The organism is Marinomonas maritima, assembly GCF_024435075.2.
Classification (GTDB): Bacteria; Pseudomonadota; Gammaproteobacteria; order Pseudomonadales; family Marinomonadaceae; genus Marinomonas; species Marinomonas maritima.
This window is the reverse complement of record NZ_JAMZEG020000002.1, coordinates 672,504-695,000: the sequence shown is the minus strand read 5'-3', so window position 1 is coordinate 695,000 and position 22,497 is coordinate 672,504. Positions and strand designations below refer to the sequence as shown.

21 protein-coding genes (1 of these 21 cut by a window edge) are annotated in these 22,497 nt (G+C 43.3%); 11 read left to right on the top strand and 10 right to left on the bottom strand.

Going from position 1 to position 22,497, the window contains the following annotated elements; all coding sequences use genetic code 11:
- The 3 genes from M3I01_RS09265 to M3I01_RS09255 form a co-directional block, all read right to left on the bottom strand.
- On the bottom strand, window positions 1-1,299 hold the 5' portion of the coding sequence (locus M3I01_RS09265; RefSeq protein ID WP_255895543.1) for a fumarate hydratase. It extends 219 nt beyond the left edge of the window; the window shows 1,299 of its 1,518 coding nt (coding positions 1-1,299); it begins with the start codon at window positions 1,297-1,299; the stop codon falls past the left edge of the window.
- A gap of 154 nt (window positions 1,300-1,453) precedes the next feature.
- A complete protein-coding gene (locus M3I01_RS09260; protein WP_255895542.1) occupies window positions 1,454-3,148 on the bottom strand; it encodes a hypothetical protein in 1,695 nt (564 codons plus the stop codon).
- A 60-nt stretch (window positions 3,149-3,208) separates the two neighbouring features.
- A complete protein-coding gene (locus tag M3I01_RS09255; protein WP_255895540.1) occupies window positions 3,209-3,652 on the bottom strand; it encodes an HIT domain-containing protein in 444 nt (147 codons plus the stop codon).
- Window positions 3,653-3,737: 85 nt separating this feature from the next.
- Here M3I01_RS09255 and M3I01_RS09250 point away from each other — a divergent pair, with 85 nt between their 5' ends.
- From M3I01_RS09250 to wrbA, 4 genes are all read left to right on the top strand, one after another.
- Entirely contained in the window at window positions 3,738-4,607 is an 870-nt protein-coding gene (locus tag M3I01_RS09250) for an SMP-30/gluconolactonase/LRE family protein (RefSeq protein ID WP_255895539.1), read from the top strand.
- A gap of 47 nt (window positions 4,608-4,654) precedes the next feature.
- Window positions 4,655-6,379, top strand: a complete 1,725-nt coding sequence (locus tag M3I01_RS09245; protein WP_255895537.1) for a proline--tRNA ligase — start codon at window positions 4,655-4,657, stop codon at window positions 6,377-6,379.
- A gap of 95 nt (window positions 6,380-6,474) precedes the next feature.
- Window positions 6,475-6,819: an arsenate reductase (glutaredoxin) gene (gene arsC, locus M3I01_RS09240; RefSeq protein WP_255895536.1), complete on the top strand. Its 345-nt coding sequence runs from the start codon at window positions 6,475-6,477 to the stop codon at window positions 6,817-6,819.
- Window positions 6,820-6,833: 14 nt separating this feature from the next.
- Window positions 6,834-7,436, top strand: coding sequence for an NAD(P)H:quinone oxidoreductase (gene wrbA, locus M3I01_RS09235; RefSeq protein ID WP_255895534.1), 603 nt, complete (start codon window positions 6,834-6,836; stop codon window positions 7,434-7,436).
- Window positions 7,437-7,514: 78 nt separating this feature from the next.
- Here wrbA and cysB read toward each other — a convergent pair whose 3' ends face one another.
- Complete coding sequence (gene cysB, locus M3I01_RS09230) at window positions 7,515-8,489, bottom strand: HTH-type transcriptional regulator CysB (protein WP_255895533.1); 975 nt, start codon at window positions 8,487-8,489, stop codon at window positions 7,515-7,517.
- Window positions 8,490-8,597: 108 nt separating this feature from the next.
- Here cysB and M3I01_RS09225 point away from each other — a divergent pair, with 108 nt between their 5' ends.
- Window positions 8,598-9,359, top strand: coding sequence for a sulfite exporter TauE/SafE family protein (locus M3I01_RS09225; protein ID WP_275565043.1), 762 nt, complete (start codon window positions 8,598-8,600; stop codon window positions 9,357-9,359).
- A 95-nt stretch (window positions 9,360-9,454) separates the two neighbouring features.
- Entirely contained in the window at window positions 9,455-10,531 is a 1,077-nt protein-coding gene (locus M3I01_RS09220) for a 3-deoxy-7-phosphoheptulonate synthase (protein ID WP_255895526.1), read from the top strand.
- Between the two features lie 87 nt (window positions 10,532-10,618).
- Here the strand turns inward: M3I01_RS09220 and nfuA are convergent, their stop codons facing one another.
- Window positions 10,619-11,200 carry a Fe-S biogenesis protein NfuA gene (gene nfuA, locus M3I01_RS09215; protein WP_176335485.1) on the bottom strand — a complete coding sequence of 194 codons (582 nt, stop codon included), beginning with the start codon at window positions 11,198-11,200 and terminating at the stop codon, window positions 10,619-10,621.
- Between the two features lie 252 nt (window positions 11,201-11,452).
- Here nfuA and M3I01_RS09210 point away from each other — a divergent pair, with 252 nt between their 5' ends.
- From M3I01_RS09210 to fusA, 5 genes are all read left to right on the top strand, one after another.
- Window positions 11,453-13,114, top strand: a complete 1,662-nt coding sequence (locus M3I01_RS09210) for a nitrite/sulfite reductase (RefSeq protein WP_255895525.1) — start codon at window positions 11,453-11,455, stop codon at window positions 13,112-13,114.
- Window positions 13,098-13,574: a DUF934 domain-containing protein gene (locus M3I01_RS09205; RefSeq protein WP_255895523.1), complete on the top strand. Its 477-nt coding sequence runs from the start codon at window positions 13,098-13,100 to the stop codon at window positions 13,572-13,574. Before M3I01_RS09210 ends, M3I01_RS09205 begins: the two co-directional genes overlap by 17 nt.
- A gap of 123 nt (window positions 13,575-13,697) precedes the next feature.
- Window positions 13,698-14,366 (top strand): TIGR04211 family SH3 domain-containing protein, encoded by a 669-nt coding sequence (locus tag M3I01_RS09200; RefSeq protein ID WP_255895522.1) that lies wholly within the window; start codon window positions 13,698-13,700, stop codon window positions 14,364-14,366.
- Between the two features lie 12 nt (window positions 14,367-14,378).
- Entirely contained in the window at window positions 14,379-15,548 is a 1,170-nt protein-coding gene (locus tag M3I01_RS09195) for a cation:proton antiporter domain-containing protein (RefSeq protein WP_255895521.1), read from the top strand.
- 186 nt (window positions 15,549-15,734) lie between these two features.
- On the top strand, window positions 15,735-17,831 hold the full coding sequence (gene fusA, locus M3I01_RS09190) for an elongation factor G (RefSeq protein WP_255895520.1): 2,097 nt from the start codon (window positions 15,735-15,737) through the stop codon (window positions 17,829-17,831).
- 151 nt (window positions 17,832-17,982) lie between these two features.
- On the opposite strand, the gene M3I01_RS09185 is transcribed toward fusA, so the two are convergent.
- The 5 genes from M3I01_RS09185 to minC form a co-directional block, all read right to left on the bottom strand.
- Window positions 17,983-19,035 carry an aldo/keto reductase gene (locus tag M3I01_RS09185; RefSeq protein WP_255895515.1) on the bottom strand — a complete coding sequence of 351 codons (1,053 nt, stop codon included), beginning with the start codon at window positions 19,033-19,035 and terminating at the stop codon, window positions 17,983-17,985.
- A gap of 170 nt (window positions 19,036-19,205) precedes the next feature.
- On the bottom strand, window positions 19,206-20,396 hold the full coding sequence (locus M3I01_RS09180) for a cytochrome-c peroxidase (protein ID WP_255895514.1): 1,191 nt from the start codon (window positions 20,394-20,396) through the stop codon (window positions 19,206-19,208).
- 163 nt (window positions 20,397-20,559) lie between these two features.
- On the bottom strand, window positions 20,560-20,817 hold the full coding sequence (gene minE / locus M3I01_RS09175) for a cell division topological specificity factor MinE (RefSeq protein ID WP_176335492.1): 258 nt from the start codon (window positions 20,815-20,817) through the stop codon (window positions 20,560-20,562).
- 1 nt (window position 20,818) lies between these two features.
- Window positions 20,819-21,628: a septum site-determining protein MinD gene (gene minD, locus M3I01_RS09170; protein ID WP_176335493.1), complete on the bottom strand. Its 810-nt coding sequence runs from the start codon at window positions 21,626-21,628 to the stop codon at window positions 20,819-20,821.
- A gap of 61 nt (window positions 21,629-21,689) precedes the next feature.
- Entirely contained in the window at window positions 21,690-22,415 is a 726-nt protein-coding gene (gene minC / locus M3I01_RS09165; protein ID WP_255895513.1) for a septum site-determining protein MinC, read from the bottom strand.
- Window positions 22,416-22,497 lie beyond the last annotated feature (82 nt).

Sequence of the window (22,497 nt, the reverse complement as noted above, 5' to 3'; positions counted from 1 at the left end):
ATAAACAGCACCAAACTCTTTAATCGCTTCAATTGCAACTGGGCCGCGCTCAGACTTACCAATCATGCCAAGCAGGCCCGTTTTATCAAGAATGGTTCTTGTAAATTTATCCATTCGAGTGGCTGTGGTTGGACCAGCAGGACCAACCGCTTCATCTCTCACTGGATCAACTGGCCCAACGTAATAAATAAACCGCCCTTTAAGATCAACCGGCAACTCTTCACCATTGGCGATCATTTCAACCATTTTCTTATGCGCCGCATCACGCCCAGTGAGCATTTTACCGCTTAACAAAACCGTCTCTCCAGGCTGCCATTCTTTCACTTGCTCTGGCGTAACACTATTTAGGTCTACACGACGAACATCTTCACCGATTTCCCAAGTGATTTTTGGCCAGTCATTAAGTGATGGTGGAACCAAATCAGCAGGACCCGAGCCATCCAAAACAAAATGCGCATGACGCGTCGCCGCACAATTTGGTATCATCGCAACAGGTAAAGAAGCAGCATGCGTTGGATAGTCCATAATTTTGACATCAAGCACCGTTGTCAGGCCACCCAAACCTTGAGCACCAATACCTAAATTATTAACAGCATCAAAAATTGCCAAACGTAGTTCTTCTACTCGATTCTGTGGACCACGGTTTTTAAGCTCATGAATATCGATAGGATCCATTAAGGACTCCTTCGCCATAACCATCGCTTTTTCGGCCGTACCACCAATACCAATACCCAGCATTCCCGGCGGACACCAACCAGCCCCCATTGTTGGGACCGTCTTCTTGACCCATTCAACAATATCGTCTGAAGGGTTCAGCATCGCAAGCTTCGATTTATTCTCGGAGCCACCGCCTTTTGCAGCAACATGCACTTCAACCGTATCACCCGGAACAACCTCCATGTGAATGACAGCAGGAGTATTGTCTTTGGTGTTTTTACGGGCACCTGCAGGATCAGAAAGAATAGAAGCCCGCAAGACATTATCTGGGTTTAGATACGCACGACGTACACCCTCATTAATCATATCAGCAACGCTTTGAGTGCCCTCCCACTGTACATTCATACCAATTTTAATAAACACGGTAACTATACCCGTGTCTTGGCAAATAGGGCGCTTACCTTCCGCACACATCCTAGAATTAATAAGGATTTGAGCCATGGCATCTTTCGCCGCTTTACTTTCTTCTTTTTCGTAAGCCTCATGCACAGCTTTGACAAAGTCCAGAGGGTGGTAATAAGAGATAAACTGCAATGCGTCCGCCACACTATCAATCAGATCATCTTCTTTAATAATACTCATGCTTCTCTCCTGCTGAGAATTACAATTGAATCAAGAACGAAATGGTAAAAGATGCGGGAGCGCAAAGAAAGCCTTTAAGATGGATTTCAAAAAAAAGCCCCTCATCAATCTAATAAATGAGGGGGTTATTGAATTTTTTTCTTACGCCATAATCCTATCGATTTACCTTTTGCTCTCTGTCGGATTTAGGCTTTTGAACAGAATGCTGAATATATTCTTCTAAAATTTGAGCCGTGAATTTTTCTCTCTCAGGCAATGAAGCGATACGCTCCGCCTCCCAATTAATTAAGCGAATAAAGACAGAATATTTTTTTATGAAGCCGTAACCAATATCTCTTACACCAATGCCGTTTGCGTCCATTAAGTAAATAACTTGCTCAAGGTTTTTCTGCGTCTCAAACTGGCCACCCTCATTTGCAGCAATCAATAAACGCTGTATATGCTGTATAGGATTCTCCGACGCGCGCGATTCTTTTTTAGATAAGCTCGAAACCAAAAATTTATCTAGCATTTCTTCCGTATGTTTTTCTCTCTCATTAACATCTGGAATCTGCGCAGACTCACGCTCAAGGAGACGAATAAACAAACTCTTATTTTTTATGTCAGAAAACTCTAAATCTTTCAAAGAAAGACCATTGCCGGCCATAATTTCAATCACTTTTTCATAAGACGTAGTTGCATCCTCACCAACAGAAACAGCCAACACTAAATGTCGGCGCAACTCATGCATAATCTTCGCAGCACGATAATCTTCTTTTTGCTGTAGGTGCTGCTTATAAGCCTCTTTGTTTTTTACTAACTCATGACTGATTGCATCAAACCCTTGCACCGCATCCTGCTCATCTCTTAAACAAGCCATACGAACCTTGGTACAACGATCCTCCCAAGCCTCGTAAGACTTAGCTCTAGCTTGAAACGCTCGCTCAATGGCCTCCTCAAAACTTTGCTCTATTCGAGCCCGCTCAGTGCGCTCTTGCACCTCACTTTGTTCATGCTCATAGCGCTTTTTCTTCTTGAGCTGCAGACTTTCTTGAGCCAACGACAATTGTTTATCTAATGCATCGATTGCTGTTTGAATCTTGGCTTCATCGAAGTCGACTAATTTTTCATATACTTTTGACCAATAACCATCCTCTGAGAAGGGCACGTTAGGGTCACTGGTGGCATATTGAGTTTTTAGTGTCTCCGTGAATTCATGATTATCTGGACGAAATGCCTTAGTAGCGTTAATGACATTGTCACTGGAAGCCGTATAAGCAGAAACATCACCCTGCTCACTTTCAAGCCTAACGGACTCTTTCATGGAGCCCGCTTCATCTAGTACATTTTCTGCAGCCATTTCACTTCCATCAACCAAATCAACATCTACTTTTGAATGCCCCTCAACACCCTCACCTTGAAAATTAAAGCGAGATGTGTCAACACCAAAAACCGAGCCATCACTACTCTCACAACGATTTGCCACATCTGTGCTTTCATTATTTTTCAAAGAAACACCAGAGTCATATAAATTCATATCATCAATAATAGTACGAACCGACTCGTACGCTCGATTTGGATCATTGTTTTTTTCACTAAAACGGCGATTATAAACCGAACCATCAGTAGATGGCCTCACCACTGCTTCTTTTTGATATTTAGGAGCGGCTCCACCCCAGCTAACACGATAAAGTGCGGATCGATCGCACAATTGCAAAATAGGCAACTCTCTTTGAGCTATCTCATACTGCCTAATTAACAATTCAGCATGACGCAAAGCCATAACCGACTCACTTGCATTAGGTGACGTCGATAAATTCAGTAGTTTAACAACTTTCTGTATGGCCTTTTTCCTTTTGCGTACGCTCATAAAAATGCTTCCAGTTGGCTAAAATTCACTCAGCATAGAATAAAACTTTAGAGGCTTTTTTCAATAGTAAAGTTCAGCCTCATCGCTGGGTAACGTTAAATCGTCGCTTAGTAGTGATTGAACCTTTTGCAAAATTTCAGCCAAGTTTTCTTTTTCATAAGGCATTGCATCAAATACCCCCCAAATAGGGCCAGGCCAACACGAATCGGTTTTGTAACGAACAATATGGTGGACATGCAATTGCGGCACCTGATTGCCAAGAGCGGCAATATTTAGTTTGGTTGCAGAGAAAGCATCATGCAGCGTTTCCGCTAATAAACAGCTTTCAGTCATCAGCTGCTGACGATCCTCTTCAACTAACTGGTAAATTTCAGTAATATTGTTTCTTTGAGGAACAAGTACAAACCAAGGAAATTGAGCATCATTAATTATCCGAAGTTGGCACAGAGAAAAGTGCCCTACGAGAATAGAATCTCGATCTAGCGCTGGGTTTAACTCAAACATCTTTACATCTTCCTATTTACAAAAATGGCTTTCATAAGCACTATAGCACCCTATTTTTAAAAACTCTCAGAGACTTGGAGCCCACATGACTGATATGCAATGTGCCTTGGATGTACAAGCAAAATTAGCCGAATGTCCTCGCTGGGATGAGCGCACTCAAACACTCTATTTTGTTGACATTGATTCTTTCAAATTACACGCATACAACATTCAATCAAAAAAACTAGAAAGTCGCACATTTAATGAAGAAATAGGTTGTTTTTCTTTAGATAACAATGGTGGAGTGATTGCTGCGTTGCGCTCAGGCGTTTACACTCTAGAAAACTTCACCGCGGATTTAAAACCTTATTGGCTTGCCACCTATGACCAAAAAACAACTCGTTTTAACGATGGTCGTTGCGATGCGAAGGGCCGCTTTTTTGCCGGCACAATGTACTCTCCTAAAGACGCATTTAATGGCGCACTACATCAATTCAGCAATGGACAAGAAACACTGATAGACCAAGCTGTCTGGACATCTAATGGCCTGGCCTTCTCGCCAGACAACACCATCATGTATTACTCAGACACACCAAATCACGTGGTTTATCAGTTTGATTACGATCTAGAAACAGGCTCAGCCTCGAACAAGCGCGTTTTTATTCAATTTCCACACGGCAACGGTCGTCCAGATGGCGCTGCCGTTGATATCGAAGGAAATTACTGGTCCGCGCTTTATCAAGGTCAACGCGTGGTTAAAATCAGCCCTCAAGGCGAGATTTTAGAAGAGCACTCTGTACCAGCAACCTATCCAACCATGGTGGCGTTTGGTGGACCCGACATGAAGACTCTATTCGTGAGCACTTGTCGAGGAGCACAAACAGAAGAAGAGCTAAAGCAATTTCCTCAAGCCGGTGGCATTTTCACCCTTGAAACGAGTGTAAGAGGCCAAATTGAGCCTCGCTTCGCAGGCTAAAAACATTAACTTTCGCAATTTAACTTTTAAAAAAATAGACACTTATTATGCGCGCAAGCAACTATTTATTCTCTACCTTACGTGAAGCCCCAACCGATGCGGTTGTCACCAGCCACCAACTTATGATTCGTGCTGGCATGGTTCGTCAGATTTCAAAAGGCCTATACACTTGGCTACCGACTGGGCTTAAAGTTTTCCGCAAAGTCGAACACATCGTTCGTGACGAAATGGAAAAAGCGGGCTCCTTGGAAGTCATGATGCCCGGCGTACAACCTGCTGAACTATGGCAAGAAACAGGACGCTGGCAGAAATACGGCGCAGAATTGCTTCGCCTCAAAGATCGCCACGGTCGCGAGTATTGCCTTGGCCCAACTCATGAAGAAGTCATCACTGAACTTGCGCGTAATGAATTAACCAGCTACAAGCAACTTCCAATGAATTTTTTCCAAATTCAAACCAAATTCCGTGATGAAGTCCGCCCACGCTTTGGCGTAATGCGCTCTCGCGAGTTCTGCATGAAAGACGCTTACTCTTTTCACGTCGGCGCAGAGTCATTACAACAAACATACGACGTGATGCATCAAGCTTACTGCAATGTATTTGACCGCATTGGCCTAGACTACCGTCCTGTACGCGCAGACACAGGCAGCATTGGTGGCGCATTCTCTCATGAGTTTCATGTATTGGCAGACTCAGGCGAAGATGATATCGCTTTCAGTGATTCTTCTGATTTTGCCGCTAACATAGAATTGGCAGAAGCCGTTTGCTTAAAACAAAAAGCAGACGCACCAACACAAGCATTAACAGAAGTATTCACACCGGATTGTAAAACAATCCAAAAAGTTGCTGAATTCCTTAAAATGGATGTCACTAGCACTGTCAAAACCATGTTGGTAAAAGCTGTAGACGAAAACGATCAGCCTACTATTGTCGCACTTGTGCTTCGTGGTGATCACAACATCAACGAAATCAAAGTTGAAAAACTATCAGGCCTTGTTGTTCCTTTCGAGTTTGCAGACGAAAGCGACATTGTGACAAAAACTGGCTGCGCGCCTGGCTCCATCGGCCCTAAAGGCCTTAAAGAGAAAGGCATTCGTGTGATTGCTGATCGCTCAGCGGCTATCATGTCTGACTTCTGCGCCGGTGCAAACAAAGACGACTACCATTTCATAGGCTTGAACTGGGAACGCGATTGCGCTGAGTTTGAAATTGCTGATATCCGCAACGTCGTTGAAGGCGACCCTTCACCTGACGGCCAAGGCACCATTATTATTAAGCGCGGCATCGAAGTCGGTCACATTTTTCAACTTGGCCAACAATACGCAGAAGCGCTAAAAGCCACAGTATTAGATGAGAACGGCAAAGCGCAAGTCATGCACATGGGCTGTTATGGTATTGGCGTTTCTCGTATCGTTGCAGCAGCCATCGAACAAAATTTCGATGAAAAAGGCATTTTGTGGCCAGAAAGCATCGCACCATTCGATATCGCCATTATTGCCATGAACTACGACAAATCCGAAGCGGTTCGTACCGAATGCGATCGCCTATACGCAGAACTTAAAGCAAAAGGTTTAGACGTATTACTAGACGACCGCAAAGAACGCCCAGGTGTTAAATTCGCTGATTGCGAGTTGCTAGGTATTCCGCATCGCTTAGTTGTGGGAGATAAAGGCCTAGAAAAAGGCACATTAGAATACAAATACCGCAAAGCTGGTGAGAACGAAGACATCGTCATTGCAGACGCAATCGACTTCATTTTAAGCAAAAAGTAACAACATAAATGCCTGACGGTATGGTCTTAACTTCCGTCAGGCATTTATCGTGTTTTGCCAAAAATAGAAAAACAGCTTCTAAATAGGATCCAAACATGACCACTATCTACCACAACCCTCGCTGCTCAAAGTCACGCCAAACCTTACAGCTCCTAGAAGAAAACAACATCCACCCTGATATCAGACTGTATTTACAAGACTCTCCAAGCATCGAAGAATTGCAAACACTACTCGCTCAACTGCAAGTCCCGCCTCTTGAACTGATGCGAACTAAAGAAGACATCTATAAAGAACTTGGTCTAAACAAAGAGTCGACCGATGAAGAGCGTTTGCAAGCGATGCACAACCACCCAAAATTGATAGAACGTCCTATCGTCATACACAACAACAAAGCCACCATCGGACGCCCACCAGAAGGCGTTTTGGCATTATTTAAATAACAAGGAAGATCTTAATGATCACCACGCCATACATATTGGTTTTATTCTACAGTCGACACGGCTCTATTTCTGAAATGGCCAAATATATTGCACGTGGCATCAATAAAGTGAGCGACATTGAGGCAAAGATACGCCAAGTTCCTGACGTATCGGACACAACAAAAATCGCCTCCCCTGCTTTACCTGACGACGGCGCCCCCTACTGCACACTAGAAGAGTTGGCGGACTGCTCTGGCCTAGCAATGGGATCTCCATCCTATTTTGGCAGCATGGCCGCACCGCTCAAGCACTTCATCGATCAAACGTCGACACTGTGGCTGACAGGGCAATTAATAGACAAACCCGCGTGTGGATTCACCAGCGCAAGCACCATGCATGGCGGACAAGAGCAATGCCTTCACAGCATGATGACACCAATGCTGCATCACGGCATGGTTTGGGTTGGACTTCCATACAAAAACAAAGAGCTGATTAGTACGCTTGCTGGCGGTACACCCTATGGCGCAAGCCATCTAGCAAATAGCACCAGCGAAAACACTCTAACCAATGATGAAAAAGCGCTGTGTGAGGCACAAGGAAAACGCATCGCCGAAATGGCCGTAAAGTTAAAAAAGTAATTTGATAGATTCAATACCAAAAAAAACGCGACCTAGTCTTCCTCTATATCGCGTTTTTTATTTTTAAAATACATGAAATCAGTACCGAGGAAGCTCAATATCCTTGAACAACAGCTCGACATCTTGTCGATTGCCCGCATCCATTGCAGCCACTACCACATCCTTAGTAAGATGTGGTGCGAAAGATTCGATAAATTTATACATATAACCACGAATAAAAGTATTACTTCGAATGCCTATTTTTGTACAACTGTCAGCAAAGAGGTGCGAGGCATCTAACGCCACTAAATCCGCATCCTGAACGTCATTGTGCGCCATCGAAGCCACTATACCCACACCCAACCCAAGCCGTACATAGGTTTTAATAACATCAGAATCTGCAGCAGTAAAGACAACATTAGGTTGTAAATCTGCGTCTTGAAACGCCTTATCCAACTGAGAGCGCCCGGTAAAACCAAACACATATGTCACGATTGGATACTCGGCCAGTTTCTCTAATGTTAGCTTGCCTACTTTTGCCAATGGATGATCTTTTGGTACCACAACAGATCGATTCCACGTGTAACACGGCAGCATTACCAAATTACCAAATAGTTCAAGTGCTTCTGTAGCAATGGCAAAGTCGACAATACCATCGTTTGCCATTTCAGCAATTTGCATCGGGGTTCCTTGATGCATATGCAAACTCACATCAGGATAGCCTTCAATGAACTGATTGATCACTTTAGGCAAAGCATATCGTGCCTGAGTATGTGTGGTAGCAATATCAAGAGAACCTTTGCGCTCATCACTAAACTCTTTCGCCACACGCTTGATATTTTGCGTTTGACTAAGCACCTCTCCCGCTAAAGCGATGATCTTTTCACCCGCCGGCGTTACATGAGTCAAATGCTTGCCACTTCGAGCAAACACCTCCACACCGAGCTCATCTTCTAAAAGTCGAATCTGTTTACTAACGCCCGGTTGGGACGTATACAAACTTTGCGCAGTCGCTGAAACATTTAAGTCATGACGCGCCACTTCCCATATATACCTAAGCTGCTGTAACTTCATCATTTTCCTTATACGAAAAAGAGTTAAAAACATAATAAAATATTACTTTATAGAATAGTAAAAAAGCTCTAGTGTTGCCAGCTTAAATAACTTCGATATGGCTTACTAATGGATTTTTTTTGGTACATTTGCGCAGGTGCGGCAGTTGGTTTAGCGGTAGGTATTACCGGCGTTGGTGGCGGCTCACTTATGACCCCGCTTCTACTCATGTTTGGTTTTCCCCCTTATATAGCCATTGGCACAGATCTAATGTATGCCGGTATAGCCAAAAGCACAGGTGTGGTGATGCATGCAAGACGTGGCAACGTCAATTGGAAAATCGTTTTTGCGATGGCAGCAGGCAGCCTACCAGCCTCTTTTATTACGGTCTGGGCCCTATCTCAGTTTGAAAAACCCGATCACTACCAAGAAATACTGACTGGCACACTAGGCTTAATGCTTGTACTCACAGCCGCTGTCATTTTGTTCAGGGTAAAGCTCACCCAAGCATTAAATTTTAATATCAGCGAAAAAACAGGCATTCGAATCGTGTTTATTTGCGGCTTTATTCTAGGAATATTAGTGACGTTAACTTCGGTTGGTGCTGGCGCCTTAGGCACGGCCATTATGATGATTTTATTTCCTGTCATGAGGGCAAGAAATATTGTCGGTACAGATCTAGCGCATGCAGTGCCACTCACACTAGTTGCCGGCGTCGGCCATTTGTTTTTGGGGAATGTGGACTACACATTATTGGCCGCTTTACTAATTGGCTCCATTCCCACCATTTATATAGGAACTCGTATCGCCAGCCACGTTCCTAACCATATTTTGCAGCCTATTTTAGCTATAGCACTGCTCACTTTTGGTGTGAAGTATCTTTTCTTCTAAAAAATCAAAAAATGATTGGCTAGCGGTTCATTCAACAATAAAAACACGATATTGTTAGTGGCTATAATTAATAGTAGACAGCAGGAATCCCCGTAATGAGCAACACACGTCTTGAAGACCTAAATATTGCCTCTTTTACCGCTTTGGTAACGCCGAGCCAATTAAAAAAAGAGCTGCCAGTAAGCGAAACCGTTAGCGGCCATGTTGCAGAATCGCGCGACATTATAAAAAACATTATGGATGGTAAAGATCATCGCTTAGCAATTGTCATTGGGCCTTGCTCCATTCACGATCCAGAGGCCGCACTAGATTATGCTAAGCGCTTAAAAGCACTTGCAGAAAAACTTGACGACACTCTATACATTATCATGCGCGCCTATTTTGAAAAGCCACGTACTACCGTAGGCTGGAAAGGCCTAATCAATGACCCTAATCTTGACGGGACTTTTGATATAGATAAAGGTATTAGAGTGGGACGCAAGCTACTGATTGACCTATCAGAACTCGGCCTCCCTCTTGCCACCGAAGCACTAGACCCTATTTCCCCACAATATATACAAGATCTGATCAGCTGGTCTGCCATTGGTGCTCGCACAACGGAGTCGCAGACTCATCGTGAAATGGCATCAGGATTATCAGGCCCTGTTGGCTTTAAAAACGGAACCGATGGCGGCCTGACAGTGGCTATCAATGCGATGCAATCCGTCTCTCACCCACACTCTTTTCTAGGCATTAATGAAAACGGAGAAGTGAGCATTGTAAATACAAAAGGGAATGGCTATGGCCATCTTGTTCTTCGTGGCGGCAACGGCCTACCAAACTATGACGCCGCCAACATTGCATTAAGTGAAGAAGCGTTAACGTCTGCGAAATTAATGCACAACATCATGGTTGATTGCTCTCATGAGAATTCAAGCAAAAAGCCTGAGCGCCAAGTAACGGTTGCAGAAGACTCAACTCAACAGATCCTAGATGGCAATAACTCCATCATGGGCTTGATGATCGAAAGTAATATCGGCTGGGGGAATCAAAAAGTCCCTACCAACCTAAAAGACCTAGAATACGGCGTATCAATTACCGACGCCTGCATTGACTGGGAAGCAACCGAAAAAGCACTGACAGATATGGCAAATACGTTACGTGACGTACTGCCAAAACGTCAGCGTGGATAGCGACCACTCCAGTAAAGACTCTAAGCTCCAATAAAAAAGGGGGAATCGCTTGTAAGCGGCTCCCCCTTTTTTACACGTCAACACAAACTACATAAAAGCGTTTTCTGTTACCGTATGATCAGTCGAATCCCTAACGGCAGTAAGACCCGGAACCTTCTCAATCAAGGTTTTCTCAACACCTTCTTTAAGAGTTAGGTCTACCGCGCTACAGCCCTGGCAACCCCCGCCGAATTTTAGCACCGCCACTTGACCGTCGATTACTTCTAGGAGGCTAACTTCACCACCGTGAGCCGCTAGTCCAGGATTAATATCTGAGTAAAGAACATAATTAATTTGATCTTCAATTGGACTATCCGCCGTCACTTTTGGCATTTTCGCATTGGGTGCTTTAATTGTTAATTGACCACCCATTTTCTCTGTAGCGTAGTCAACAAAAGCCTCATCCAAAAAAGCCACTGACATTTTCTCAAGATACACTTTAAGCTTGGGTAAATTTAAAATCTCATCTGTCTCATTCACTTCATCTGGACGACAGTAAGCAAGACACGTTTCAGCATAAGGTGTACCTGGCTGCTGAATAAAAATTCGCACGGCAATACCTTCTACGTCTTGTTTTTCAAGCAAAGATGCAAGGTACTCTTGGGCACTATCCGTAATTGTAATGTTCATAATAACCCTTTTCTAAATCTACATAACGATCAATAAACGCTATATTACAGCAGATAAACAGCAAAGCCAAAGACCTAGTAAAAAAGTAGGGTATTTTTCCTCTTTCTATTTATTACCGACTTAAATAACGAGCCCCACAAATAAGCCTTATTAGAAAAACCCCTAAAGATATAGATAAATATTCATTTTTAGAATAAAGGATCTTTGCTAAGATGAGCCAACTAACACTTATTAACCACGGTTCATTCCACTATGTATCAATACGACGCAATTGACCAACAGCTTGTTGACGAGCGTGTAGCACAATTTCGCGACCAAACACGCCGCTACCTAAACAAAGAATTGAGTGAGCAAGAATTTTTACCGTTGCGCCTTCAAAATGGGCTTTATGTACAACGCTATGCGCCAATGCTACGCATTGCAATCCCATACGGAATGCTTTCTAGCACGCAATTACGGAAGCTAGCTGACATCAGCTGTCGCTACGACAGATCATACGGTCACTTTAGCACCCGTCAGAACTTACAATTAAACTGGCCAAAACTTGAAGATGTGCCAGATATTTTAGCAGAGCTTGCGCAAGTAGAAATGCACGCTGTACAAACAAGCGGTAACTGCATCCGTAATACAACAACAGACCAATACGCCGGCGTCATTGCTGATGAGATCGTAGACCCTCGCCCCTACTGTGAGCTGATCCGTCAATGGTCTACATTTCACCCAGAATTTGCTTTCCTCCCGCGAAAATTCAAAATCGCTGTAAACGCAACGGAATCCGCAGACCGTGCCGCAACGCAGGTTCACGACATTGGCCTACACATTAAGAAAAACGATGCTGGTGAAATTGGTTTTAAAATTATTGTCGGTGGCGGTCTTGGCCGTACACCCATGGTTGGCGTGACAATCTGTGAGTTCATGCCGCGTAAAGACCTACTAACTTATTTAGATGCGATTATTCGCGTTTATAATCAGCAAGGTCGTCGTGATAACAAATACAAGGCTCGCATCAAAATACTGGTAAAAGCACTGGGGATCGAAGAGTTCCGTAACCGAGTTGATGCTGAATGGGCTCATTTAAAGGGCAAAGAAAGCACCGTCCCAATGAGCGAATTTGATCGTCTCACAAGCTTCTTTTCTGAACCCGCTTACGCAGCGCTGGAAAACAAACCTGAAATTCTATCAAGCAAACTAGCCGACAGCGCTGGCTTTGCTCGCTGGTACGAGCGCAATACATTTGAGCATAAGAAACCGGGCTATCGTATCGTGACGCTGACGCTCAAAAAAGCAGGACAAGCACCAGGTGATGCAACGTCAGACCAAATGCAAAAAGCGGCCGACCTTTCTGACAAGTTTAGTTTTGGTGAATTGCGCGTAAGCCATGAACAAAATCTTGTACTTGCCGATGTCCGTCAAGAACAGTTAGTAGAGCTATGGGAAGCAGCCAAAGAAGCCGGCTTTGCCACACCAACGCTTGGTTTACTAACCGATATGATTTGCTGTCCAGGTGGCGACTTTTGCTCATTAGCCAATGCGAAGTCCATTCCCATTGCCGAACAAATTCAAGAAACATTTAATGACCTCGACTACTTATTTGACCTAGGTAATATTGATCTCAATATTTCCGGCTGCATGAATGCCTGTGGACACCACCATGTTGGTAACATCGGTATTTTAGGCGTAGACAAGAAAGGCGAAGAGTTCTACCAAATCTCCATTGGTGGGGCTTCTGGTCATGACGCAAGCATCGGAAAAATTCTAGGGCCCTCTTTTGCTCAAGAAGAAATCAGCACTGTCATTCAAAAATTAATGAATGTTTACGTTGAAAATCGCTCTGAAGATGAGCGATTTATTGATACTTATCGCCGCGTTGGCATCACACCATTTAAAGAGGCTGCGTATGCCAAAGCTAATTAAGAACGGCGGAATAATTGACAACGCCTTTATCTGGCAGCAAGACCCTGAGCAAAAAGTCACGCCCAATAGCATTATCGCCGCTCAAAAATGGCTATCAGAAAAAGACACCATTGGCTGTGTCGCAGGCATTTGGCTAGACGCCGGAGACGGAATCGAATTCCTCCAAGACGTTGACCTAACTCAATTTGATGTTATCGGCGTTAACTTCCCTGCTTTTACTGATGGCAGAGGCTTTAGCTATGCCCGCCTATTAAGAGAAAGACTGAATTATCAAGGCGAAATAAGAGCACTTGGCCATTTTATTCCAGATCAACTGGGCTACCTTTTGCGAGTTGGTTTTAATAGTTTTCAATTTAATGAAGAAGTTGATCTTGAAAAGGCGCTTGCTCTACACAAGCCTTTTTCAATTGCTTATCAAGGCGATGTTTCGGATCCAAGACCCATATTCTTACGCCGATAAATACAATTTTTACAATTAAATCCCTAGAAAAGGCCATTACGATGGCCTTTTCTATTGCGTATTGAGCCTCTCATGACTATCGTACTAAACAGATAAAGTGATTGATTGTTAAAGGAACTTAACGTGTCTAAAAAACGTATTACAAGCCTAATTATTGGCGCACTACTTTCTGCCACTGCGCATTCAGCGACAGTGTATATTTCTGACGTTCAATTTGTTGCCATCCGTGAAGGGCTGGACAACAGCACCAGAGCGGTAGAAAGGGGTTTGAAAAGTGGAACGCCTCTAGACGTCATCGAGCAAAGCGATGGCTATACCAAAGTTCGCACCCCAAGCGGAAGTGAAGGCTGGGTTGCTGATTATTTTCTTAGTGAAGACATGGTCACCAGAGACCAATTAGACACATTACGCACACGCCTTAATAAAAGCACGCAAAGCAGAACAGAAATAGTCGACACACTCAAAGTCAGCCAACAAAAAATTCAAGAGCTAAGTAATGCAAATATATCTTTGAAAAATGAAAACGAATCCTTGAAAAAACAACTTCAAATAGCGGCAGAGCTGTCAGAAAAGGCACAAGCCATCGTTTCCCAAAATGATGATGTAAGCTACCAAATAGAGAGCCTCAAGCAACAAGCCAGCACAGCCATAGCGCAATCAGAAAAGTTGCAAGACACGACAGAACAAAAATGGTTTATGTTAGGTGCTGTCACTCTTTTTGGAGGACTTCTATTGGGCACCCTATTACCACTGTTGCGCCGTAAGAAAAACAACACCGGTTCTTGGTCTTAACTAAGGGAAAAAATGGAAGCCTCGATAGTACACTCCTTCTTTTTAATATTTGCAGGAGCAGCTGTCGTTGCCTCCATTGCGTTGTACACAAAACAACCAATGATCATCGCCTACATTGCTCTTGGCGTTCTATTTGGCCCATCTGCTCTATCACTTATTGATGAACCTAAGCTCATGGATGAAATGAGCCATATAGGCATCATTTTCTTGCTTTTTTTACTTGGCTTAGACATGCAACCCAGCCATTTAATTAACATGCTTAAAAAAGCCTCCTGGATTGCCTTACTCAGCTCAGCTGCTTTTGCCATTTTGGGCTATGGTGTTGCCATACTTTGCGGCTACAGCGCCATTGAGAGCCTAATTGTTGGTGTTGCCATGATGTTTTCAAGCACCATCGTCTGCATAAAATTACTCCCTACAACCGTTCTACATCACAAACATACAGGCGAACTTGTTGTTGGCTTATTACTACTACAAGATATGATCGCTATCGCAGTATTGCTGATTCTTTATAGTATCTCTGGCAATGAAAATAATGGTGTTTTGCAATATCTAAAACCAGTTGTCGGCCTACCCTTATTGATCGCTGGCGCTTTCCTATTTGTAAAATACATTCTACTGAAGCTTATTACTCGATTTGACCGCTTTCATGAGTATATTTTCTTAGTGTCTATTGGCTGGTGTTTATCGATGGCTGTACTTGCAGAAAGCGCGGGTCTATCAGCCGAAATGGGGGCGTTCATTGCAGGCGTAGCGTTGGCAACCAGCCCAATATCTCAATATATAGCCACACACCTCAAGCCCCTTAGAGACTTTTTCTTAATTTTGTTCTTCTTTAGCATTGGCGCCAGCTTTAATCTTGATTTGCTGGGGTTAGTCATTGTTCCCGCCCTAATCTTGGCAATCGGCTCGATGTTGATTAAACCAGTCGTTTTTAGATTTCTCTTAAAAGGCATAAAAGAAGACGCCAGCACGTCTTGGGAAGTCGGCTTTCGTTTAGGCCAAGTGAGTGAATTCTCGCTATTAATTGCTTACCTTGCCGCCAACATAGGATTGATAGGCATAGAAGCCTCACATGTCATACAAGCCACAGCCATTTTAAGCTTTGCACTGTCTACCTATATTGTAATTTTGAATTTCCCCAACCCCATCGCCATTTCGGACAAATTGCGTCGCGACTAACGACCCTTCGTGCATTTTCATCGCCTTGTAAGATAAATTATTACTGATTTCTAAAATGCTTTTATCTTGCCCCTTCCTTTAATTACATAAAATATAATAGAATAGCGCGAAATACCTGACTACAAGTGACCAAAAGTCTTGTATACTAACGCGCAAATTTCGTCCTAACTTATTTAGAGTAATGTAATGGCTGACTTATCAAAATACAGAAACATCGGTATTTTTGCTCACGTTGACGCGGGCAAAACTACCACTACAGAACGTATTCTTAAACTTACTGGTATGATCCACAAAATCGGTGAAGTACATGAGGGTGAATCTACTACTGACTTCATGGAACAAGAAGCTGAGCGTGGTATTACCATTCAGTCTGCGGCTGTGACTTGTTTCTGGAAAGATCACCGCTTTAACGTTATCGACACACCTGGACACGTTGACTTCACAGTAGAAGTATATCGTTCTCTTAAAGTCCTAGATGGCGGCATTGGTGTATTCTGTGGTTCTGGTGGTGTTGAACCACAATCAGAAACTAACTGGCGCTATGCTAACGAATCTGAAGTTGCTCGTATCATCTTCGTTAACAAACTAGACCGTCTTGGCGCTAGCTTTTACCGCGTAACTGAACAAGTACAAAAAGTACTTGGTGCTCACCCGCTAATCATGGTTCTTCCTATTGGCACTGAAGATGAGTTCTCTGGTGTTGTTGACCTTCTAACGCGTAAAGCGTACATCTGGGATGATTCTGGCCAGCCAGAAAACTACAGCATAGAAGACGTTCCTGCTGACATGGAAGAAATAGTTGAAGAATACCGTGAAAAACTTATTGAAACTGCGGTAGAACAAGACGACGACATCATGATGGCCTACATGGATGGTGAAGAACCTTCCATCGATGACATCAACCGTTGTGTCCGTAAAGGTACTCGTGACCTTGCGTTCTTCCCAACGTACTGTGGTTCTGCTTTCAAAAACAAAGGCATGCAGCTTCTTCTTGATGCCGTTGTTTCATACCTACCAAGCCCAACAGATGTTATTCCTCAAGATCTTACGGACGAAGAAGGTAATCCAAACGGTGAAAAAGCGATCGTTGACGCTAGCGAACCTTTCAAAGCGCTTGCTTTCAAAATCATGGATGACCGTTTTGGCGCCTTGACTTTCGTACGCGTTTACTCTGGCACGCTTAACAAAGGCGACACGATCCTAAACAGCTTCACAGGCAAAACAGAACGTGTAGGCCGCATGGTTGAAATGCAAGCCGATGACCGTAAAGAAATCAGCTCAGCACAAGCTGGTGATATCCTTGCAATCGTTGGTATGAAAAACGTACAAACTGGCCACACTCTTTGTGATCCTAAACACCCTTGCACACTAGAAGCAATGGTTTTCCCTGAGCCAGTAATTTCCATCTCTGTTACGCCGAAAGACAAAGGCGGTAACGAGAAAATGGGTATTGCGATCGGTAAAATGGTTGCAGAAGATCCAACATTCCGTGTTGAAACTGACATCGATTCAGGTGAAACAATTCTTCGTGGTATGGGCGAGCTCCATCTAGACATCAAAGTAGATATCCTGAAACGTACATACGGTGTTGATTTGATCGTAGGCCAGCCACAGGTTGCTTACCGTGAAACCATCACTAAAGCAGTGGAAGACACTTATACACATAAGAAACAATCTGGTGGTTCTGGTCAGTTCGGTAAGATCGATTACCGCATCAAACCAGGTGAGCCAGGCACTGGCTTCGTGTTCTCTTCTTCAGTAGTGGGTGGTAACGTACCAAAAGAGTTTTTCCCTGCTGTAGAGAAAGGCTTTAAATCTATGATGACCGAAGGCGTTCTAGCAGGCTTCCCTGTATTAGACGTTGAAGTTCAATTGTATGACGGTGGCTTCCATGCTGTTGACTCCTCTGCTATTGCCTTCGAAATCGCCGCTAAAGGCGCTTTCCGTCAGTCAATTCCAAAAGCTGGTCCTCAGTTGATCGAACCTATCATGAAAGTTGATGTGTTCACTCCTGATGATCACGTTGGTGATGTAATCGGTGACCTTAACCGTCGTCGCGGCATGATCAAAGACCAAGAAAAAGGCTTGACTGGTGTTCGCATCAAAGCAGACGTTCCTCTTTCTGAAATGTTTGGTTACATCAGTACTTTACGTACAATGACTTCTGGTCGTGGTCAGTTCTCTATGGAGTTCTCTCACTACCTACCATGCCCTTCTAACGTTGCTGAAACAGTAATAGCAGCCGTTAAAGAGAAAAAAGAGAGAGAAAAGAAAGAAAAATAAGAACGGAATTAATTTCTGGTTTTATATTTTTTCTAAAAAAACCCGATGCGCTTTGCGCACCGGGTTTTTTATTATCTAAAAATAGCACCAACACTTAGACACAAAAAAAGCACTTAAAAAGCGCCCTTTTCAAATAACACAAAAGCTAACACTAAAACGGGACTGGGTATTTCTTAAAGACCGACATAATGTCTTTTAATGCATCTTCAGACAAAACCATATCAAATGCGTCCATATCTTCTTTGAGCTGCTCCAATGATGTTGCACCGATAATAGTAGAACTCACACCGTCAACTTGATCACACCATGCTAACGCTAACTGAGCAGGTGTCAGCTTATGCTTGTCAGCAACACTCAAGTATTCCCTCACCGCTTTATCAACTAATTCTGTATCGCGAAAAATACCGTTACGCTGAGCATAACTCCAACGACTCCCTTCAGGGCGCGCACCATCCAGATACTTTCCTGTCAATGCGCCAGCAGCCAAAGCAGACCATGGCAGGTAAGCCACATCCTCATGCACACAATTTTCAATCAAATACGGCCAATCTTTAGTGTGTAATAAACTAAATTCATTTTGGATTGAAGCAACACGAGGCAAACCATGCTTATTACTTAGGCGAATGTATTCATTGATTCCCCAAGTGGAATCATCCGATAAGCCAAAGTGACGAATTTTTCCCGCTTTCACACAAACATCTATACCCTGCAAAATATCTAACATTTGCGCAGAATGGGCTTTACTATCAACATCAGTAAAAGAAATTTGACCGGGAAAATGTTTTGCGAAATGGGGTGTGGCGCGATTAGGCCAATGAAGCTGATACAGATCGATATAATCTGTCTGTAAGCGCTGTAAAGAAGCATCAACAGATGCAATGATTGCAGCGCCCGTAATCGGGCCGCCATCGCGAATATAGTCAAGCCCAGGACCAGCAATCTTAGTCGCCAGAATAAACGCTTCACGACGTGATGGATGACGAGATAGCCAGTCACCAATGATGGCCTCTGTTTTACCGTAAGATTCTGCATTCGGTGGGATAGAATACATTTCAGCCGTATCGATAAAATTCACACCGCGGGACAGCGCATATTCAATCTGCTCATCTGCATCTTTTTGATTATTCTGAGTACCCCAAGTCATAGTACCCAAACAGACTCTAGAAACCTCTAAACCTGTTCGTCCGAGCGGAACATATTTCATTTTTACAATCCTTCATGTTTCATTTCGCACACGCAAAGTGCGCAACAAAGTAAACCAAAGGGTCAATGTAATAAATTTTTGAATCACAGGCCAGTTTTATCAATGAAAACAATAAGGAGACGACCCCATTTAAAAGAATCCAATCTCCATAATTAAGGTATTTTCAGACTTTACTCTTTGTCTTTTAGCAACGCCTCATAACGCCTATCTGTAAGCGTTTTTAAGAAAGCGACAATCGCATCAACACGGCGATCCGGCAAAGCCGGACCCTTTTCTAAATTCACCAGATCAATATTTTCAGTTACTTCCGGCTCCGCCCACACCTTTCCTGTTTCAGGGTTTATTGTGCGGCCAGGATTATTGTATTTATCATAAAAAAGCACAACGGTCCGCAAATCCTTGAACACCCCATTGTGCATATAAGGCCCAGTTACCGCCACATTACGTAAAGAAGGCACCTTAAACTTACCTGCCTGATTAGGGTCATCAATATTTGGATTATCCAGCAAACCAAGATCTTTCTTATTGCCATTATAAGCCATCAATGCCTGATTGGCCGGCACACCAATATTTCTATACTCATAATTACTAAAGGTTTCTTGAGGGTTTAATGGTGAATTATTTAACTGGTGACATGCGTTGCAATTAGTAAACTGCTGAGAGAAAAATAACGTTTTCCCCAGCTCTTCTTGAGGCGTTAGTTTTTCCTCCCCTCTTAACGCTCGATCGTATTTTGAGTCAAAAGGCATGAATAAAGCGGTTTTCTCAAAGCTTGCAATAGCATCTGTAATCGCCGCATAGCCTTTAATAGGATCGTCCAACACACCTTGACCATAAATAGAATTAAACAGACCCTCATAACGACCATTCTCTTTAACTCGAGTGACAACCGCATCACCATCGGGTATCGCCATTTCCAAAGGGTTTAAAAATGGCCCCTCTGCCTGCTGAGCTAAGCCTGAGGCTCGCCCGTCTAAAAATTGACCTCCACGGTATTCACCATTCGCCATACGATGGAATGCTGGAGAAAAAGCAGCGTACCCAGCGGTAGGCGTATTACGCCCGCCCATAGAATGCCCATCACTGCCTAGCGACACCGCACCAAAAAGTGCATCTTGCCTTTTATCAATAAAGGCATTCGCAATATCATGGCATGTTCCACAAGACTGATTACGCTCTTTAGAAAGGCTGGTATCAAAAAATAATTGCGATCCTAGCAAAGCTTTAGAGTCGGTTGAAGCGATAGGAAGCTCTGAAGCCGGCTTACTATGAAGTTCAGCGCGGCCAGCAACCTGTGTTGGCTCACTACAAGCAGAGATAAATAATGAAATGGTTGTCACACCAAGAAAATAACGCAGCATTCAATCTTACTCTAACAGTCAAAAATGAGTGGAGCGAATAATACACCCACGCAGAATTCGAGTAAAACAATGATAATCACTCTTACTAAACTTGAAATAAAAAAAACGCCAGACATGACTTATATCAAAGTCCTGCTGGCGCTTTACTATTTCTAACTGAACACTAACTCTGTTCTGGTAACGTCACATTCAACTCGAGTACTGAGCAGTCGTCTGTGTTGTCTAGCTGTATCTGCACATCTTCATTACCGATATTGACATACTTACGAATAACATCGATGATTTCTTGTTGCATCTGCGGCAGATAATCTGGTTGATGGCGCTTGCTGCGCTCGTGCGCCACAATAATCTGCAAACGATCCTTAGCGACAGAAGCTGAGCTAGGTGCGTTTTTACTTTTAAAATAATCGAAAATCCCCACCCTAACCTCCTAACAAACGTTTAATAAAACCTTTCTTCTGGACTTCCAAGAAACGCAATGGACGCTCCTCGCCCATCAAACGGTCAACTGCATCCATATAAGCCAAGCCAGCTTCAGATTCAGTATCTAAAATGACGGGAGTACCTTGATTTGAAGCCTTGAGAACCGCCTCCGACTCAGGAATAACACCCAATAGCGGAATGGCTAAAATGTCTTCAACATCAGAAACACTTAACATTTCCCCCGATGCAACACGCCCAGGATGATAACGCGTCAACAAAAGGTGTTCTTCTATTGGCTCTTTTCCATCTTCAGCGCGTTTAGACTTACTTTGTAAAATACCCAAAATACGGTCTGAATCTCTTACAGAAGAAACTTCTGGATTCGTCACAACAATTGCCGCGTCAGCAAAATACAGAGCCATTTGAGCGCCCTTTTCAATACCGGCAGGAGAATCACAGATAATATAGTCAAATTCCTTAGCAAGCTCGTCTAGAACTTCTTTCACACCTTCAATGGTTAATGCGTCTTTATCTCGTGTTTGTGATGCCGGTAGAATGAACAACCCTTTCGTACGCTTATCTTTAATTAAAGCTTGCGATAGTGTCGCTTCTTTATTGATCACATTTACAAAATCATAAACCACGCGGCGTTCGCAACCCATAATCAAATCCAGATTACGCAAGCCTACATCAAAATCAATAATAACGGTTTTATGTCCTTTTAACGCAATACCAGTCCCAATAGCAGCGCTGGATGTTGTCTTGCCAACACCGCCTTTGCCTGAGGTGACTACTATGATCTTTGCCAATACTGTATCCCCCGATAATCCCGTTATGAGCTTATCTAAATAATAAAATGAAAAATGAACCTTAAAGCGGTACGATTTCTAAGCTATCGTCAACTAATAACACTTGCGCGCTGTCTTTCCAAACGATATTTTGAAGCGCATCGCTCAACATAAAATTACCCGCAATGGAAACCAGCTCTGCCTCCATGCTTTTACAAAAAATTCGAGCTTCAACATCGCCTTTCACACCAGCCAATGCACGGCCACGTAAAGCACCGTAAACATGAATATTGCCATCAGCTAATACTTCCGCTCCAGCGCTTACTTGAGCCAAAATAATCAAATCCCCTTCTGCATATACCTGCTGACCAGAACGTATCGGTTTTGAAATAACTTTCGTCGCTTGAGGTACTAAACGCTCCTCAACCACAGTTTTCACAACAACATCTGGGCTGGCTTCATCTTTTATGGAAGGAGAAACATTAATCGGTCTCGCTTTACTGGCAGGCAAAAGCGGAATCGTCACAGAGGCATTCCATACTGGCAAGCCTTCTGGGTCGCAACGCCAACCAATCACACCAAGGCCGAGGGCACTGACAGATCGAATAAGTGTTTCAAATTCTTCTAATGTGATGCCGCGTTTCATTTTCGAAATATCAATAATGATAGGCGCCTGATTGAAAAAATGAGGCACCTGATCAATTTTTTCTTTTAGATGAAAAACAATATCATCTAATGAGAAGGTTTGAATTTCTAGCAAAACTGTCGTAACGACACTTCCTTTAAGTCGGAAGCCTGAGTCTGTCATGCAAACTGTCCTTTTTAGTACCTAAAATGGCTTTAAATAGTATTAAGCCGAGCTGAACTAACCTCATCAGCGCAAGAAATCT

Bases quoted from the DNA above. Each gene is read 5' to 3' on its own strand.
- M3I01_RS09245 (WP_255895537.1), top strand. From the start codon at position 4,655: ATGCGCGCAAGCAACTATTTATTCTCTACCTTACGTGAAGCCCCAACC.
- M3I01_RS09260 (WP_255895542.1), bottom strand. From the start codon at position 3,148: ATGAGCGTACGCAAAAGGAAAAAGGCCATACAGAAAGTTGTTAAACTA.
- M3I01_RS09180 (WP_255895514.1), bottom strand. From the start codon at position 20,396: ATGCTGCGTTATTTTCTTGGTGTGACAACCATTTCATTATTTATCTCT.
- M3I01_RS09185 (WP_255895515.1), bottom strand. From the start codon at position 19,035: ATGAAATATGTTCCGCTCGGACGAACAGGTTTAGAGGTTTCTAGAGTC.
- M3I01_RS09195 (WP_255895521.1), top strand. From the start codon at position 14,379: ATGGAAGCCTCGATAGTACACTCCTTCTTTTTAATATTTGCAGGAGCA.
- wrbA (WP_255895534.1), top strand. From the start codon at position 6,834: ATGATCACCACGCCATACATATTGGTTTTATTCTACAGTCGACACGGC.
- arsC (WP_255895536.1), top strand. From the start codon at position 6,475: ATGACCACTATCTACCACAACCCTCGCTGCTCAAAGTCACGCCAAACC.
- cysB (WP_255895533.1), bottom strand. From the start codon at position 8,489: ATGAAGTTACAGCAGCTTAGGTATATATGGGAAGTGGCGCGTCATGAC.
- M3I01_RS09225 (WP_275565043.1), top strand. From the start codon at position 8,598: ATGGATTTTTTTTGGTACATTTGCGCAGGTGCGGCAGTTGGTTTAGCG.
- M3I01_RS09210 (WP_255895525.1), top strand. From the start codon at position 11,453: ATGTATCAATACGACGCAATTGACCAACAGCTTGTTGACGAGCGTGTA.
- minC (WP_255895513.1), bottom strand. From the start codon at position 22,415: ATGACAGACTCAGGCTTCCGACTTAAAGGAAGTGTCGTTACGACAGTT.
- M3I01_RS09250 (WP_255895539.1), top strand. From the start codon at position 3,738: ATGACTGATATGCAATGTGCCTTGGATGTACAAGCAAAATTAGCCGAA.
- M3I01_RS09220 (WP_255895526.1), top strand. From the start codon at position 9,455: ATGAGCAACACACGTCTTGAAGACCTAAATATTGCCTCTTTTACCGCT.
- M3I01_RS09255 (WP_255895540.1), bottom strand. From the start codon at position 3,652: ATGTTTGAGTTAAACCCAGCGCTAGATCGAGATTCTATTCTCGTAGGG.
- nfuA (WP_176335485.1), bottom strand. From the start codon at position 11,200: ATGAACATTACAATTACGGATAGTGCCCAAGAGTACCTTGCATCTTTG.
- M3I01_RS09205 (WP_255895523.1), top strand. From the start codon at position 13,098: ATGCCAAAGCTAATTAAGAACGGCGGAATAATTGACAACGCCTTTATC.
- fusA (WP_255895520.1), top strand. From the start codon at position 15,735: ATGGCTGACTTATCAAAATACAGAAACATCGGTATTTTTGCTCACGTT.